Source organism: Sphingomonas aracearum, from assembly GCF_003345355.1.
GTDB classification, from domain to species: Bacteria; Pseudomonadota; Alphaproteobacteria; order Sphingomonadales; family Sphingomonadaceae; genus Sphingomonas; species Sphingomonas aracearum.
Map to the genome: position 1 here is coordinate 579,948 of NZ_QQNB01000001.1, position 14,979 is coordinate 594,926.

At 69.2% G+C, this 14,979-nt stretch carries 18 protein-coding genes; 4 read left to right on the forward strand and 14 right to left on the reverse strand.

All coding sequences use genetic code 11. The features are described from left to right. Nucleotides 1-39: 39 nt before the first annotated feature. Entirely contained in the window at nucleotides 40-504 is a 465-nt protein-coding gene (locus tag DVW87_RS02840) for a peroxiredoxin (protein ID WP_114686238.1), read from the reverse strand. Next, the gene (locus DVW87_RS02845) at nucleotides 504-3,152 is read right to left on the reverse strand and encodes a bifunctional [glutamine synthetase] adenylyltransferase/[glutamine synthetase]-adenylyl-L-tyrosine phosphorylase (RefSeq protein ID WP_114686239.1); all 2,649 of its coding nucleotides are present in this window, start codon (nucleotides 3,150-3,152) and stop codon (nucleotides 504-506) included. Before DVW87_RS02845 ends, DVW87_RS02840 begins: the two co-directional genes overlap by 1 nt. Before the next feature lie 97 nt (nucleotides 3,153-3,249). Here DVW87_RS02845 and DVW87_RS17965 point away from each other — a divergent pair, with 97 nt between their 5' ends. Continuing rightward, on the forward strand, nucleotides 3,250-3,390 hold the full coding sequence (locus tag DVW87_RS17965; RefSeq protein WP_181814695.1) for a hypothetical protein: 141 nt from the start codon (nucleotides 3,250-3,252) through the stop codon (nucleotides 3,388-3,390). On the opposite strand, the gene DVW87_RS02850 is transcribed toward DVW87_RS17965, so the two are convergent. The 3 genes from DVW87_RS02850 to DVW87_RS02855 all read right to left on the reverse strand — a co-directional run bounded on the left by DVW87_RS02850 (nucleotide 3,387) and on the right by DVW87_RS02855 (nucleotide 5,142). After that, nucleotides 3,387-4,037 (reverse strand): sigma-70 family RNA polymerase sigma factor, encoded by a 651-nt coding sequence (locus DVW87_RS02850; protein WP_114687025.1) that lies wholly within the window; start codon nucleotides 4,035-4,037, stop codon nucleotides 3,387-3,389. The genes DVW87_RS17965 and DVW87_RS02850 overlap by 4 nt on opposite strands. Before the next feature lie 101 nt (nucleotides 4,038-4,138). Beyond that, nucleotides 4,139-4,291, reverse strand: coding sequence for a hypothetical protein (locus DVW87_RS17970; protein WP_181814696.1), 153 nt, complete (start codon nucleotides 4,289-4,291; stop codon nucleotides 4,139-4,141). A gap of 50 nt (nucleotides 4,292-4,341) precedes the next feature. After that, the gene (locus DVW87_RS02855; protein WP_114686240.1) at nucleotides 4,342-5,142 is read right to left on the reverse strand and encodes a response regulator; all 801 of its coding nucleotides are present in this window, start codon (nucleotides 5,140-5,142) and stop codon (nucleotides 4,342-4,344) included. A gap of 190 nt (nucleotides 5,143-5,332) precedes the next feature. Here DVW87_RS02855 and DVW87_RS02860 point away from each other — a divergent pair, with 190 nt between their 5' ends. The 3 genes from DVW87_RS02860 (at nucleotide 5,333) to DVW87_RS02870 (ending at nucleotide 7,693) form a co-directional block, all read left to right on the forward strand. Beyond that, nucleotides 5,333-5,617 carry a NepR family anti-sigma factor gene (locus tag DVW87_RS02860; RefSeq protein ID WP_147276193.1) on the forward strand — a complete coding sequence of 95 codons (285 nt, stop codon included), beginning with the start codon at nucleotides 5,333-5,335 and terminating at the stop codon, nucleotides 5,615-5,617. A gap of 78 nt (nucleotides 5,618-5,695) precedes the next feature. Next, entirely contained in the window at nucleotides 5,696-7,234 is a 1,539-nt protein-coding gene (locus DVW87_RS02865; protein ID WP_114686242.1) for a sensor histidine kinase, read from the forward strand. Between the two features lie 324 nt (nucleotides 7,235-7,558). Further along, nucleotides 7,559-7,693 (forward strand): entericidin A/B family lipoprotein, encoded by a 135-nt coding sequence (locus DVW87_RS02870; RefSeq protein ID WP_114687026.1) that lies wholly within the window; start codon nucleotides 7,559-7,561, stop codon nucleotides 7,691-7,693. 62 nt (nucleotides 7,694-7,755) lie between these two features. On the opposite strand, the gene tatC is transcribed toward DVW87_RS02870, so the two are convergent. From tatC to argS, 9 genes are all read right to left on the reverse strand, one after another. Beyond that, the gene (gene tatC, locus DVW87_RS02875; RefSeq protein WP_114686243.1) at nucleotides 7,756-8,538 is read right to left on the reverse strand and encodes a twin-arginine translocase subunit TatC; all 783 of its coding nucleotides are present in this window, start codon (nucleotides 8,536-8,538) and stop codon (nucleotides 7,756-7,758) included. Further along, on the reverse strand, nucleotides 8,535-8,963 hold the full coding sequence (gene tatB, locus DVW87_RS02880; protein ID WP_114686244.1) for a Sec-independent protein translocase protein TatB: 429 nt from the start codon (nucleotides 8,961-8,963) through the stop codon (nucleotides 8,535-8,537). The genes tatC and tatB overlap by 4 nt, the downstream gene beginning before the upstream one ends. Before the next feature lie 39 nt (nucleotides 8,964-9,002). Beyond that, nucleotides 9,003-9,254 carry a twin-arginine translocase TatA/TatE family subunit gene (locus tag DVW87_RS02885; protein WP_114686245.1) on the reverse strand — a complete coding sequence of 84 codons (252 nt, stop codon included), beginning with the start codon at nucleotides 9,252-9,254 and terminating at the stop codon, nucleotides 9,003-9,005. 44 nt (nucleotides 9,255-9,298) lie between these two features. Further along, entirely contained in the window at nucleotides 9,299-9,892 is a 594-nt protein-coding gene (scpB, locus tag DVW87_RS02890) for an SMC-Scp complex subunit ScpB (RefSeq protein ID WP_114686246.1), read from the reverse strand. Beyond that, nucleotides 9,889-10,620: a segregation and condensation protein A gene (locus DVW87_RS02895; RefSeq protein ID WP_114686247.1), complete on the reverse strand. Its 732-nt coding sequence runs from the start codon at nucleotides 10,618-10,620 to the stop codon at nucleotides 9,889-9,891. The genes scpB and DVW87_RS02895 overlap by 4 nt, the downstream gene beginning before the upstream one ends. Nucleotides 10,621-10,651: 31 nt before the next feature. Then, nucleotides 10,652-11,392 (reverse strand): SRPBCC family protein, encoded by a 741-nt coding sequence (locus DVW87_RS02900; RefSeq protein ID WP_114686248.1) that lies wholly within the window; start codon nucleotides 11,390-11,392, stop codon nucleotides 10,652-10,654. 43 nt (nucleotides 11,393-11,435) lie between these two features. Continuing rightward, the gene (locus tag DVW87_RS02905; RefSeq protein ID WP_114686249.1) at nucleotides 11,436-12,437 is read right to left on the reverse strand and encodes a glycoside hydrolase family 3 N-terminal domain-containing protein; all 1,002 of its coding nucleotides are present in this window, start codon (nucleotides 12,435-12,437) and stop codon (nucleotides 11,436-11,438) included. Nucleotides 12,438-12,517: 80 nt separating this feature from the next. After that, a complete protein-coding gene (locus tag DVW87_RS02910) occupies nucleotides 12,518-13,252 on the reverse strand; it encodes an SPOR domain-containing protein (RefSeq protein ID WP_114686250.1) in 735 nt (244 codons plus the stop codon). Further along, the gene (argS, locus tag DVW87_RS02915) at nucleotides 13,252-14,979 is read right to left on the reverse strand and encodes an arginine--tRNA ligase (protein WP_114686251.1); all 1,728 of its coding nucleotides are present in this window, start codon (nucleotides 14,977-14,979) and stop codon (nucleotides 13,252-13,254) included. The genes DVW87_RS02910 and argS overlap by 1 nt, the downstream gene beginning before the upstream one ends.

Genomic DNA, 14,979 nt, shown 5'->3' on the forward strand with positions numbered 1-14,979 from the left:
AGGTGCGGTGAGTTGCGGCAAATGACGGAACAGTGGCGTTCAACCGAGCGCGCGAACGCTCTCCAGCACCGATTCCGCATGCCCGGCCACGCGTACCTTTCGCCAGTCCCGGGCCAGCGTGCCGCCCGCTTCGAACAGGAACGTCGCGCGTTCCAGGCCCATGTAGCGCTTGCCGTAGAGCTGCTTTTCCACCCACACGCCGAACGCCTCGCTGATCGCTCCCGCCTCGTCGGAGGCGAGCGGGACGGCGAGGCCGTATTTGGCGGCGAACTTCGCGAGCCTGGCCGGCGTGTCGCGCGAGACGCCGAGCACGGCGGCGCCCGCCGCGGTGAACGCCGGCAGCAGCGCGGAGAAATCCTGCGCCTCGCGCGTGCAGCCGGTCGTGTCCGCCTTAGGGTAGAAGTAGAGCACCAGCGGCCGGCCGACGAAATCGCGCAGGCCGAGCGGCTCGCCCTCCGCCGAGACGAGGGAAAGGTCAGGCAGCATGTCGCCGATATCCACCATCAAGAGCCGCCCTGTTCCTGCCAATAATCGCCGACGATCTGGCGCACCTCGGCGAAACGGGCAAGCACCGCGGGCCAGTCCGCCTCGCCCAGCGCCGCGGCGACCAGCGCGCGGGCGGGGGCGGAAGGCTCGGCGGCGTCCGGCGCGATCAGGCGCACGGTGACGAGCAGGCGGGTGAGGAAATCATGCGCGTCCGCCAGCGCCGCCGGTGCCCTGCCCGCCTCCGCGAGCCGCAGAATGGCGCGGTCGAGCCGGGGATCGAAGCCGGTGCGCGCGGTGAGCTGTGCGACATGGACCGCGAATTCGAGATCGACCAGCCCGCCGGGCAGCAGCTTGGCATCGAGCGGGCCGGCCGGCGGCTTGTGCGCCGCCATTTCCGCACGCATCGTCCGCGCGTCGGCCGCCACGTCGCGGACGGGCCGATTGCCGGCGAGCACATCGGCGACGATCGCGTCCACCGCCGCGCGTGCCTGCGCCGAGCCGAACACCGGCCGCGCCCGCGTCAGCGCCATATGCTCCCAGGTCCAGGCGCTTTCCCGCTGGTAGCGGGCAAAGCCGTCGAGCGACACGACCAGCGGCCCCTGCGTGCCGGAGGGTCGCAGCCGCGTGTCGACCTCGTACAGCGCGCCGGCGGCGGTGGGCACCGACAGGGCGGCAGTCAGCCGCTGCGCCAGACGGTTGTAATATTGCACCGCGCCCAGCGACTTGCCGCCATCGGATTCGGCAAGGTGATCGCCGGTGAACAGGTAGATCAGGTCGAGGTCCGAGGCATGGGTGAGCAGCCCCCCGCCGAACCGGCCGAGCGCAAGGACGACCAGCTCGCTGCCCGGCACGCGGCCATGCGCGCGGGCGAATTCCTCCACCGTCGCCGCCGCCAGCGTCTCCACCGTCGCTTCGGCAAGGCGGCCATAGCCGGCGGATACCGCCAGCGGATCGGCCACGCCGGCAACGATCTGCGCGCCGAGAGCGAAGCGCCGCTCGCCCACCTGGCTGCGCACATGGTCGAGCAGCGCCTCGAAGGCCGCCGGCCCGGCCATGGCGGCGCGCAGTTCCTCCACCGGGCCGAGCGGGGCAAGCGCGCTGGCGTCGATCAGTCCGTCCAGCAGTTGCGGACGACGCGCCAGGGCCTCGGCCAGCGTCGGCGCCTGGGCGAGAATGGCGGCAGTGAGCCGGGCCAGCGCCGGCTGCGCTTCCAGCAAGCGGAAGAAGTTGATCGCGCTGGGCAGGCGCGCGAGCATCGCGTCGAGGCGCAGCAAGGCGGCCTGCGGATCGGGTGCCGTGGCCAGCGCCTGCATCAGACCGGGCAGCGCCGCCTCAAGCGCCTCGCGCGCGGCCGGGCTGCGCAGCGCGGGGTACGTGCCGCGCCGCCATTCGGCCACCCGCGCCTGCGCCGCGGCGGGATCGGCAAAGCCGCCGAGCTGTTCGGCAAGGCGCACGGGATCGAAGGACAAGGTGTCCGGGCTGTCCGGCTCGAGCCCGTCATAGACGGCCGAGACGCGCGCCACCGCGGGACGGAGAAGGTCGAGCAAGGCCCCGCTGTCGGCCAGGCCATGAAGCTGCGCGACATTGTCGAGCGCGGGGCCTTCCGGCAGGCGGTGGGTCTGGCGGTCCTCCACCATCTGCACCCGGTGTTCGATCGTGCGCAGGCGGACATAGGCGCGCGCAAGGTCGCTTGCCTCCTCCGCGCCGATCCAGCCGGCAGCGGCGAGCGCGGCCAGCGCGTCGCGGGTGGCGGGCGTGCGCAGGGCGGGATCGCGGCCACCGTGGATCAACTGGTGGATCTGGGCGAAGAATTCGATCTCACGAATGCCGCCGCGCCCGCGCTTGAGGTCGAAGCCCGGGCCGAACGCCTGCCCCTGTGCATGATGGTCGCGGATGCGGCGGGAAATCTCGCGGATCTCGCGCACCGCGCCGTAGTCGAGGCTGCGTCGCCAGACAAAGGGGCGCACGGCGGCGAGGAAGCGCTCGCCCAATGCGACATCGCCGGCCGCGGCGCGCGCGCGGATGAATGCCGCGCGCTCCCACGGCAGGGCCAGCGATTCGTAATAGGTGATCGCGCCCTCCACCGGTACGGCGATCGGCGTGACCTCCGGCGAGGGGCGGAGGCGCAGGTCGACGCGCAGGACGTAGCCGTCGCCGTCGCGCGCCTGCAGGATCTCGACAACGCGCCGCGCGATGCGCACGGCGGCCTCCTCCGGCTCCTCGCGCGCACGATGCGGCAGGGTGACGGGATCGAACAGCAGGATGGGATCGATGTCCGAGGAATAATTGAGCTCGTGGCTGCCCTGCTTGCCGAGCGCGATCGCGGCAAAGCCGCGCGGTTCTGCGTCGGGCGTACGCTCGGCAATGGCCGCGCGGATCGCCAGGTCGAGCGCGATGTCGGCAAAGGCGGTGAGCCGCGCCGTGACGGCGGTCAGGTCCAGCGCCCCGGCAAGGTCGCCGATGCCGACGGTCAGCGCAAGCCGCCGCCGCGCGACCCGCAGGCGCTGCATGATCGAGCCCGCGTCGGGGATCGATACCTCCGGCAGGCGCCCCTCCGCCAGCGTCGCCGCGGTCTGCGGTTCGCGATCGAGGAGCAACGCCAGGAACGGCGCGTGCGCCCTTGCGCGATGGATCGCGGAAGCGAGGGGAGCGGAATCAATCGTCATTGCGGATCAGAAACGGAGGAAACCAACCGGCGAAACGCCCGTTCTGACGCGCATGAGCCCAGGCGCATCCCCTTCCGCAACCGCAACCCGGCGAACGGTGGTCCCCACCCCGCGCGACAGTGACCGGCTGGCCGGCGCCCTCCGCCGCGCTTTCGGCGGGTCGGACGTGCTGGGCGAGGATTGGCAGCGGCTGCTGGCCAGGCTGGACCGCTGTTCCAGCAAGGCCGCACGGCTTTAATCGTCGCGACGCTCGCGGCTGAGATCGTCGACCTCGCCCATGATCGTGTCGAGCGCGCTCATGCCGGGCTCGTTCGAATGCTCGCGCCGCGAAGGCAGCGAACCGTCGCTGAGCACGGCTTCCAGCGCCACGCGGCCGCGCGCCACGCGGCTCTTGATCGTGCCCACCGCCACGCCGCAGATCTCCGCTGCTTCCTCATAGGCAAAGCCGCCCGCGCCGACGAGGATCAGCGCCTCGCGCTGCGGCTGCGGCAGGTGCAGCAGGGCGCGCTGCATGTCGCCGAGTTCGACATGGCGGTCTTGGCTGGCCGGCGCCGCGAGGATGCGGTCGGCCACCAGATCGTCCCACTCGCCCTTGAACCGGGCGCGGCGCATCTGGGAAAGGTAGAGATTGCGCAGGATGATGAAGGTCCAGGCGCGCATGTTGGTGCCCGCCTGGAAACGCTGGCGCGCCGCCCAGGCCTTCAGCAGGGTTTCCTGCACCAGATCGTCCGCCAGGTCGCGGTTGCCCGAGAGCGAGCGGCCAAAGGCGCGCAGGTGCGGAATGACCTGCGCCAGCTGTTTCTTGAATTCGGGATCGGACAGCGCGACATGCTCAACCGGCGCCGGCGTGCCATCCTCATCGTCCCTGGCATCCGCCACCGTCATGTCCATCCCGTCTCTTCTGGTATTTTCTGCAGATAGGGGATGCGCGGCCGCATTGCCAGCCGCGCCCGGCTCCCCCGTCGCTTCCCCGCGCAGCATGGCCGTCAGATCAGCAGCAGAATCGCGAACAGGACGATGATCAGCGCCAGCGAGGCACCGAGGATATAGCGCGTCATCTTCGGGGTCGCCCCCGCGCGCGCCTCGGTGCCGGAGGCATGGACTCGGTTGCCGGCATTCGGGTCGTTCAGATCAGCCATGGCGGTTCAAACCCCCGAAATACGTTTTGGGTCCGTAATCTTTGCGAAAGCTATGCCGGCACGGTGGAGCTGTCGAAGAACAGCGCCTGGCTGATCGCCGCCTTCACCGTGGACCGCTGGAACGGCTTGGTGATGAGAAAGGTCGGCTCCGGCCGCTCGCCGGTGAGCAGGCGCTCCGGAAAGGCGGTGATGAAGATCACCGGCACCTGCAGCTCGGCCAGGATGTCCTTCACCGCATCGATGCCCGAGCTGTCGTCGGCGAGCTGGATGTCGGCCAGCACCAGGCCGGGACGATCCTCCATCGCCAGCGCCACCGCTTCGTCGCGGGTCACGGCAACGCCCGTCACCTCATGGCCGAGATCGCGCACGATGGTCTCGATATCCATGGCGATGATCGGTTCGTCCTCGATGATGAGGACGCGGGCACGGGTCTGCTTCTCGATCTCGGCCAGCGCCTCGGCGACCAGCGCGTCGACTTCCTGCGTGTCCACCTCGATCAGATAGGCGGCGTCTTCCGGGGTGAAGCCTTCCATGGCGGTGAGCAGCAGGGCCTGGCGCGACAGCGGCGTCATGCGGGACAGGCGCGCCCGGGCGATCGATTCGGCGTCGTCCCCGTCATTGCCCGAGTTTTCCGGCGTTTCGTCGTAGTTGGTCGAATTCCAGATCGCCTGGAACATGCGATACAGGCCGAGGCGGGGATCCACGTCGCGCGGGAATTCCTCGGGCGCGGCGACGATCGCCTCCAGCGTTGCCCGAACATAGCGGTCGCCATGCTCCTGGCTGCCGGTGAGCGCGCGTCCGTACCGGCGCAGAAACGGAAGATGCGGAGCAAGCTGCTGACCAAGCGACATCGGAACGTGTGTCTCCTACGGTGAGGCGCGCCCTTGTGCGAGGGCCGATACGCCAATGCAATGACATTCCGAGTGCCTGAAAACACCCCCCGGAATTTCGTGACGGCCCATGGAACCAACGAAGCGATCTTTTGTTTCACAGCTCCGACGCGCAATGTATGCGCGCCCTGCCGCTCCGCCGTCTGGTGGTGTGGCGTTCATCATTTGCCAGGCCGGACAAGCCGGATGCAGGGGGACGAAATTGGCTTCGGGCGGCGATAGCAACACGAACAAGCCGGCGCCGCGCGCGGCGAAAGTGCAGAGCAAGGACCGCGACATGGGGTCCGCGCTGCGCACCGTCTATCAGAAGACGGTGGACGAGGACGTGCCCGCGGACCTGATGGCGCTGCTCGACAAGCTCAAGGACGTGTACGACAGCACGCTTCTCGAAGAAGTTCCGTCCAGCATCCTTGATACGCACCGCAAATTGGATTGATGTCGGCGCTTGACGAACATCGCGCCTTCCACTGACATCGCCGCCGATCGCCCCGCCCCGACACCGCGTGCGCGGGGCATGGCCGGCCTGCCCACCGGCACCAAGATCTTCCTGATCCTTTCCGCCGCGCTGCTGCCGCTGGCCGTGATCGCCTTTGTCGCCACCCTCAAGACGACGCAGAATTTCGACCAGGACGCCCGCGCCCGGTTGCGGCTGGCGGCCAGCGAAAGCGGGCGCAAGCTGGCCATCGAGCTGGTCGGCGACATGACCGCGCTGCGCGTGGCGCTCAACGCTCTCGATGCCGATGCCGGCGACGCGCCCAGCTGCGCCCGCGCGCAGGGCGTGTTCGCGCAGCAGGCCGAGGCGGGCACGCGGTTCGCGGTGGTGGACGCCGCCGGTCGCCCGCTCTGCGGCGCGGCCTTTCCCGCCGACCTCGCATTGCCCGGGGCGGCCCGGGGCATGCCGGTGGCGGCGCGCGTGGTGCCGGACCGCGGGCTGGTGCTTGCCATCTCCAGCAACGATGGCGACACCACCGCCCAGGCCTTCTTTCCCAGCGCCTTTCTGGCCGAGGTCAGCCAGCCGAGCGGCTTTGCGCCTCCCTATGAAACGGTGCTGGAGCATGACGGCGAGGACCTTGCGCTCACCCGGCTGCCGCCGCGCCAGGCGCTGGAGCGGCGCGAAACGCTGATCCAGGTGCTGGGGCTGGCCGATCTGCAGCTGCGCATGACGGTGCGCAGCGCGCCGATCACCTCGCCGCTGCTGATCGCGCTGCTCCTGCCCATCCTGATGTGGGCGGCCGCTGCGGGCATCAGCTGGTTCGTGGTGGACCGGCTGCTGATCCGCCCCTTGCGCAAGCTGCGCGCGAGCGTGGCCTCGTTCACGCCGGGCGAGGAGATCGACGTGGGCGAAGTGCGCGCCCTGCCCGCGCAGGAGATCCGCGAACTGGGCGAAACCTTTCGCGCGATCAGCCGCACGGTGGCGCAGCACGAGGCGGGACTGGCCGAGGGACTGGTGCGCCAGACCAAGCTGACCCGCGAAGTGCATCACCGCGTGAAGAACAACCTGCAGGTGATCGGCAGCCTCATCAACTTCCATGCCCGCGGCGCGCGCAGCAAGGAAGCGAGCGCGGCCTATGCCTCGATCCAGCGGCGGGTGGACGCGCTGGCCGTGGTGCATCGCCACCATTTCGCGGAGATGGAGGAAAGCCGCGGCCTGTCGCTGCGCGCGGTGATCGGCGAGCTTGCCTCCAACATCCGGGCAACGGCGCCGGAAGCATCGCACGGCATGGCGATCACGCTGGAAGTGGAGCCGTTCCTCCTCGGCCAGGACGCGGCCATCGCCGTGGCCTTTCTCATCACGGAACTGGTGGAACTGGCGCTGGCCTGCAATCCGGTGGCGCATATCCGCGTTTCGGCCAAGGGCGCCGGGGCGCCGGACCGGGCGATCATCCGCGTCAGCTCGCCGGCGTTGGTCGAGGGCGACGAACTGGCCGAGAACCTGCGCGAGCGGTATGGCCGGGTGATCGAGGGGCTGTCGCGCCAGCTGCGCTCCAAGCTGCACCACGATCCGCTGGTCGGCGCCTATGAGATCGCGGTGCCGGTGCTCGGAAGGGATTGAGCGCGCGGAAAATTCACCCGGGCGCACTTTTTCCCGGAACCGCCTTTCGCGATGCTCGTTCTGCTCTTCGGATAGTGACTTTATGCCCCCCCGCTCTCGCTATCCAAGACATGGGGCCCAGACGCGCTAACCTCTCCCCCCCCCGGTTGCGCCTCTGGGCCCCGAATCTTTTTGGGGCCTTTCCGACCAGACCGCCGATCGCCCGCCACTGCCGGGTCGCGCCCTGCCCGGATCGCCTCGCCATTCGCATCGCTGCCGGAACGATCCGGCGTTCGGATCATTCCTCCTTCGCCTTCGGGATTTCACGCACAAAGGAGAATGGTGATGCGCAAGCTGGTGGGAATGGCACTGGTCGCAGGCGCGCTGATGATCAGCGGCTGCAACACGGTGTCGGGCGTCGGCAAGGACGTGTCCTCGGCGGGTGACGCGGTGTCGACCACGGCCAACAAGAACAAGTAAGCGTTCGCGCGCTGAACGTGCGGGCCGTCCCGGGATGCCGGGGCGGCCTTTTGCCGTTTCGCTCAGGCCTTTTCGATCGCCGTGGCGGCGTCGCGCCCGCGCTTGCGCTCGGTGAACCAGATGCCGATGATCGCCAGTTCGTAGAGCGCGCAGAGCGGAATGGCGAGGAGCAGCTGCGAGCCGATATCCGGCGGCGTCAGCACCGCCGCGATCGCAAAGGCGCCGACGATGGCATAGCGACGCGCGGCGATCAGCTGCTTGCGGCTGACGATGCCCGCGCGCTCCAGCAGCATCAGCAGCACCGGCAGCAGGAACGAGATGCCGAACGCGAACAGGAACTGCATCACGAAGGAAAGGTACTCGGTGATCTCGGGCATGGATTGCCGCTTCACCTCGCTGTCGCCGACCATGCCGGTGTAACCGAGCAGGAAATGCAGCGCCATCGGGATGGCCACGTAATAGGCCAGCGCCGCGCCGGACACGAACAGGACGGGCGTCGCGACAAGGAACGGCAGCAGCGCGCGTTTCTCGTTGCGGTACAGCCCTGGCGCGACGAACTGCCACATCTGGTTAGCGATCACCGGGAAGGACAGCATCATGGCGGCGAAAAAGGCCAGCTTCACCTCGGTGAAGAAGCCGCCATACACCGTGGTGTAGATGACTTCCTTCTGCCCTGCATCCGCCAGCGGCGCGAGCAGAAAGGCGAAGATCGGCTCCACGAAATACATCGCCACGCCAAAGCAGGCCAGAAGGGCCAGAATGCAATAAAGCAGGCGACGGCGCAGCTCGATCAGATGGTCGAGCAGCGGTGCGCGCGAGTCCTCGAGTTCGTCCGGCTCGCTCATGCGGCAGGCTTTTCGTCGGGGCGCAGATAGGGCTGATCGGCCGATGCCGGGATCGGCGGCAGGGCCGGCGGTTGGGCCGGCGGTTGGGCCGGCACTTGGGCCGTCGGCTCGTCCTTGATCTCCGGCCGCTCAACGGCCGTCACGGGCGCATCCGCATCGGGCGCCGCATCCGCCGCAGGCATCGGCTCCGCCGGATGCTCGCGCAGGATGCGGGCGTTTTCCTCCGCCCATTTCTTTTCCATGTCCGCCAGCTCGGCCTCGCGCACCATGTTGTCGAAGCCCTGCCGGAACTGGCGGCTGACGCCGCGCATCTTGCCGACCCAATAGCCGACCACGCGCATCGCGCGCGGCAGGTCCTTCGGCCCGATCACCACGATCGCGACGATCGCGACCAGGATCAGCTCGGTTGGCGCAACATCAAGCATGCAGAAGTCCGCTGGTGCGCCGGCGGCGCAAGAAAAGGATCAGCGGTCGTCGCGGACGCGGTTGCCGTCGCGGTCGAACGCCGGTTCGGCCGCCTTCTGCGCCTCGATACGGCCCGGCTCGCGCGTGGACGTGCCAGCGGACGGCATCTCGTCGTCCTCGGCCATGCCCTTCTTGAACTGCTTGATGCCCTTGGCGACATCGCCCATCATGCTGGAAAAGCGACCGCCACCCAGCACCAGAATGGCGATCACACCGAACACCAGCCAGTGCATCAGGCTGAAACTACCCATGGAGCATCTCCCAACGCCCCCGTGCCGGGGGCGACGGGGATCATCTAGTCCTGTTCGGCGGGACTTTCCACCTCGAAAGCCGCCATTGCGTGATCGATCGGATCAAGAAGCCCGGCGGCGCGGAGATCCTCCATGCCCGGCAGATCGCGGCGGCTGGAAAGGCCGAAATGCGCGAGAAAGCCCGGCGTGGTGGCATAAAGAAGCGGACGCCCCGGCACTTCGCGCCGCCCGGCCGGGCGCACCCAGCCGGCCTCCATCAGCACGTCGATCGTGCCCTTGGAGATCTGCACGCCGCGGATCGCCTCCACCTCGGCGCGCGTGACCGGCTCGTGATAGGCGATGATCGCCAGCGTCTCGGTGGCCGCGCGGCTCAGGCGGCGCGGCTCCTCGCGGTCGCGGCGCAGGACATGGGCGAGGTCGGCCGCGGTCTGGAAATGCCAGCGGCCGGCCCGCTCCACCAGCTCGATCCCGCGCCCGGCATATTCCGCGCGCAGCCGCTCCAGCACCGGGCGCAGGTCGGCGGCCAGGCCCAGGTGCGCGCGGATCGCGTCCGGCGTGAGCGGCTCGGTTGCCGCGAACAAGATCGCCTCCGCCGCCCGCAGGAGATCGTCGGGCACCGTTCCGCCGGCCGTCCTCATGCCGGCGCGCGCAGGTAGAGCGGGGCGAAGGGTGCGGCCTGGCGCAGCTCCACCCTGCCCTGCCGCGCCAGTTCGAGCGCGGCAAGAAAGGAGGAAGCGAGCGCCGAGCGGCGAAACGCCCCCTGCGCCTGTCCGGGGAGGAAGCTTTCGATCGCCGACCAGCTGACCCGCGTGCCGAGCAGCGCCGAGATGCGCGCCAGCGCCGCCTCCAGCGTCATCACCGGCCGGTCCGCGACCACATGCATGACCGGGCGATTGCGCGCGGACACGCGGCCATAGGCGGACATCAGGTCGTAGATCCCGGCCTGCCAGCGCGCATGGCGCACCGTGCGCAGCCCCTCCGGCGCGCCGCGCGGAAAGACATCGCGGCCGAGCCGGTCGCGCGCCATCAGCCGCGCGCCGGCCTCGCGCATGGCCTGCAGGCGCTCCAGCCGGAGCTGCAGCCGCAGGGCAAGTTCTTCGGGATCGGGGTCCTGCTCCGGCTCGCGCGGCAGGAGGAGCGCCGATTTGAGATAGGCCAGCCAGGCGGCCATCACCAGATAATCGGCGGCGAGTTCCAGCCGCAGCGCTCGCGCCTGTTCGACAAAGCCGAGATATTGCTCCGTCAGCGCGAGGATCGAAATCTCCCGCAGGTCCACCTTCTGCTGGCGGGCGAGCGCGAGCAGGAGGTCGAGCGGCCCTTCCCAGCCATCGAGATCCAGCAGCAGCGTGTTGTCGGGCGCATCCATCGACGCAACGGTAGCGCCGCGGCGGCTGGGCTCAATAGGGCGTGGAGCCGGGGGGCGTCGGGTCCATGCCGTGCGGGGTGGAGCCTTGGGGCTCCAGCATCGGCCGGCCGGCGGACACGTTCGCGTTGGACTGGTTGCGGTAATTGTCCCGGTAATAGTTTGGCGAGCTGCCACCATCACGGGCGATCTCGCCAAGCTCCTGCATCTCGGCCGTCGTTCCGGCCGGATCGTTGCCCATCGCGGAGGCGAGCTGGATTTTGAAGCGCGCCTGGTTGCGGGCATAGGCAAAGCCCAACCTCTCCGCCGCCCTGGGATCGACTTGCTGGAGCTTGTGCGCGACCTGCTTCTCCGCCGCCGCTTCCAGCAAGCCGTTCTCGCGGAACAAGAGCGGCAATTCCTCACCGCCGGCGAGTTCGTGGCGAGTCACCGCCACGGTCAGCTCGGTCTGCTTGTCGCCCGTGCTCTCGAGGCTCACCTCGATGTCGGCGAGCGCTTCCGATCCGCGGGTGGCGTGGATGGTGTAGGATTTGCCGACCTCGCGCGTTTGCGAGAAGTTGACGGTGCCGTGCGAGCCCAGGTTCACCGACTGGCCAAGCTCGTTGCTGAGGCTCACATCGTCCACCGCGGCATAGACCTCGCTGATCGGCGCCGCCACCGTGACCGAGTCGCCGCCCCCGCCTCCGCCGGTCAGGCCGCTCGTCAGCCGCGTGCCCATGCCGAACACGCCGGCGAACACCAGCACGCACCCGCCGATCAGGATTTTGCCGAACATCGCCCCAACTCCCCCGTTCGGGCGCGAGCATAGGCGCGGTGGGTTAAGCGATTGCCAACAGCCGGTCGCGCCGGTCGAGCAGTTCGGCAAGATCGCCCTGCGGCGTGCCGACCGAGGCCATGGCACGGTCCAGCCGGGCCCGGGACGGGTCGGAAATGTCGTCGAGCAGGGTGGCGATCTCGGCCATTTCCTCCAGCCGCCCCCAGCAATCGAGCACGAGGTCGCAACCCGCCGCGATGATGGCGGTCGCCTTCTCCCCCGCCGTGCCGGTCAGCGCCTTCATGTCGATGTCGTCGCTCATCAGCAGTCCGTCGAAGCCGATGCGGCCGCGGATGATCCGCTCGATAACGGTGGGCGAGAGCGTGGCGGGGCGCGCCTTGTCCCATGCCTCGAACACGATGTGCGAGGTCATGCCCATCGGGGCCGAGGCGAGCGCGCGGAACGGCGCGATGTCCTGTTCCAGTTCCTCGTCGCTGGCGGTGACGGTGGGCAGGAGGTGGTGCGAATCGACCAGCGCGCGGCCATGGCCGGGCATGTGCTTGACGATGCCGACCACCCCGCCCGCGGCCAGCCCCTCCAGGATCGCGCGGCCGAGCGCGGCGACGCGCATCGGCTCGCTGCCCAGCGCGCGGATGGTGATCGCCTCCGTGGTATCGGCGTGCACCACGTCGAGCAGCGGCAGCGCGTCCACCGTGATGCCCACTTCGGACAAGGTGAGCGCAATCGCCTGCGCGTTGGCACGGGCCGCCTCGATCGCGGTGATCGGGGCGATGTCGTACAGGCGATCGAAAACGGGGCCGGCGGGGAATTCGGGCCAGACGGGCGGCTTCATGCGCACCACCCGGCCGCCCTCCTGGTCGATCAGGATCGGCAGGCGGTCGCGGCCGGACAGCGCGCGCAGCTCATCGGTCAGCGCGCGCAGCTGCTCGCGGTTCTCGCAATTGCGCGCAAACAGGATGTAGCCGGCGGGGTCCGCTTCCCGGAACAGGACGCGTTCGTCGGCGGTGAGCGCGGGGCCGGACAGGCCGTAGATGACGGGCTTCATGGAACGCTCTTAGCAGAGTGCCGGGTGGCACAAACCCCGCTCGTGCCGAGCGGACGGCAGTTGACGCAAGGCGAAGAGGATCAGTCGCGCGGGATGAAGCAGCCTTCGCCGGCGACCTTGAGCTTGCCGCACAGGGTCTGCGCCGCGCCGCTGCTGCCGGCGTTGACGCGCAGGCGATAGGTGGTGGCGCCGTTCACTTCCGCCTTCACCACTTCCTTGCCGAGCGGCGCGAGGTAGCTGAACCGCTTCGACTGGCGGGTCCAGGCGGTGTTGGCGGCCGCTTCCGTCGGGAAGGAGCCGAGCTGCACCAGCGCGCCGCCGCCCTTGCCGCCGGAGCTCGCCAAGGGGGCGGCGACCGGCCTGGCCTTCAGCTGCCCGCCCGAGGCCGGCACGGTTGCTTCCGCCCGCGGCGCGCCGGCGGTGGCGCTGGGCTTCGGCGCGGCGGCGCGCTTGCCCTCCACCGGAGCTTCCGGAACCGCGGCAAGATCGATGGACGCGTTGCCGGCGCCGGAGCCGTCGCTGGTGGCGATCGCGGTGTCGCCCTCCCCCGTCACCTTCATGCCGCCGGGCGTTTCGGGGCGCACCTTGTAGTCGCCTTCCTGCGCCGCGATCAGCGTGCCGTCGCCGGCCGGGCCACGCAGGTCCGACACCGCGCGCCACCCGAAGACGAGCGCCGCGACGATGCCCAGGCCGAGCAGCACGGCGGCAACGATGCGCAGGACGGACGGACCATCGGATTCGTCCTCCTCCACCGTTTCGAGCCAGGGCAGACGATCCTCGTCGCGCATCTCGAAATCGTCGCGGGAACCGGCCATCAGTTCATCTCCTCGACCGCCTCCACCCCCATGATGGCGAGGCCGTTGCGGATGATCTGCCCGATCGCGTCCGCCAAATAAAGCCGCGCGCAGGTGACGGCGTGATCCTCTGCCACGAGGAAACGGCGCTCCGGACGATCATTGCCGACGTTCCACAAGGCATGAAAACCTGCCGCCAAGTCGTAGAGATAAAAGGCAATCCGGTGCGGCTCGCGCGCGGCGGCGGCGGTTTCCACCACCCGCGGGAACTGCGCGGCGAGCTTCACGAGGCCAAGGTCCTCCGTTTCAAGCCGGGACAGATCGGCCGCACCGGTGCACGCGATCCCCGCCTCGGCCGCGCGCCTGTGCAGCGAGTGGATACGGGCATGGGCGTACTGGACGTAGAAGACGGGGTTGTCCTTGGACGCCTCCACCACCTTGGCGAAGTCGAAATCCATCTGCGCATCGGCCTTGCGCGTGAGCATGGTGAAGCGGACCACGTCCTTGCCGACTTCGCGCACCACATCGGCCAGCGTGACGAAATTGCCGGCGCGCTTGGACATCTTCACCGGCTCGCCGCCGCGCAGCAGGCGCACCATCTGCACCAGCTTCACGTCGAAGCGCGTGCGCCCTTCGGTCAGCGCCTGCACGGCGGCGACGATGCGCTTCACGGTGCCGGCATGGTCGGCGCCCCAGATGTCGATCAGCTGGTCGGCGTTCTGCGCCTTTTGCCAGTGATAGGCGAGATCGGCACCGAAATAGGTCCAGCTGCCGTTCGACTTCCTGATCGGGCGATCCTGATCGTCGCCGAACTGGCTGGAGCGGAACAGCGGCAGCTCGACCGGCTCCCAATCCTCCGGCGTCTCGCCCTTGGGCGCTTCCAGCACGCCGTCATAGACGAGCCCGCGGGCGCGCAGCTCCGCCTCGGCCGCCTCGGGCTTGCCGGCGGCCTGGAGCTCGGCTTCGGACGAGAACAGGTCGTGGTGGATGCCAAGCAGCGCGAGGTCCTCGCGGATCATCACCAGCATCGCCGCCACCGTATGGGTGCGGAAGGTGGCCAGCCACTCCGTCTCCGGCGCCGAAACGAAGCGGTCGCCGAACTCGCCGGCGAGCGCCTGGCCGACGGGAACGAGATACTCGCCGGGATAGAGCCCCTCCGGAATCTCGACCGCTTCTCCCAACGCCTCGCGGTAGCGCAGGTGCGCGGAGCGGGCGAGCACGTCCACCTGCCCGCCGGCATCGTTGACATAATATTCGCGGATGACCTTGGCGCCATTCCATTCCAGCAGGCTGGCCAGCGCATCGCCGACCACCGCGCCGCGGCAATGGCCCATGTGCATCGGGCCTGTCGGATTGGCGGAGACATATTCGACGTTGATCGTCGTGCCCTGCCCCTTGGTCGAGCGGCCATAGTCGGCGGCGGCGGCGTGCACCGCCTCCAGCTCGCCGCGCCAGGTGTCGTCGCGCAGGGTCATGTTGATGAAGCCGGGTCCGGCGATGGCGACGGAGGCGACCTCGGGGATCGCGCGCAGCTGCCCGGCGATCTTCTCGGCCAGCGCGCGCGGGTTGGTGCCGGCGGGCTTGGCGAGGACCATGGCGGCGTTGGTCGCCAGATCGCCATGGGAAGCGTCGCGCGGCGGCTCCACCGTCACCGCGGCGCGGTTGAGTGCGGGCGGCAGGTCGCCGGCGCTGGTCAGCTGATCGAGCACCGCATCGAGATGGGCGGCGAAACGGGTGTAGAGCGTCAT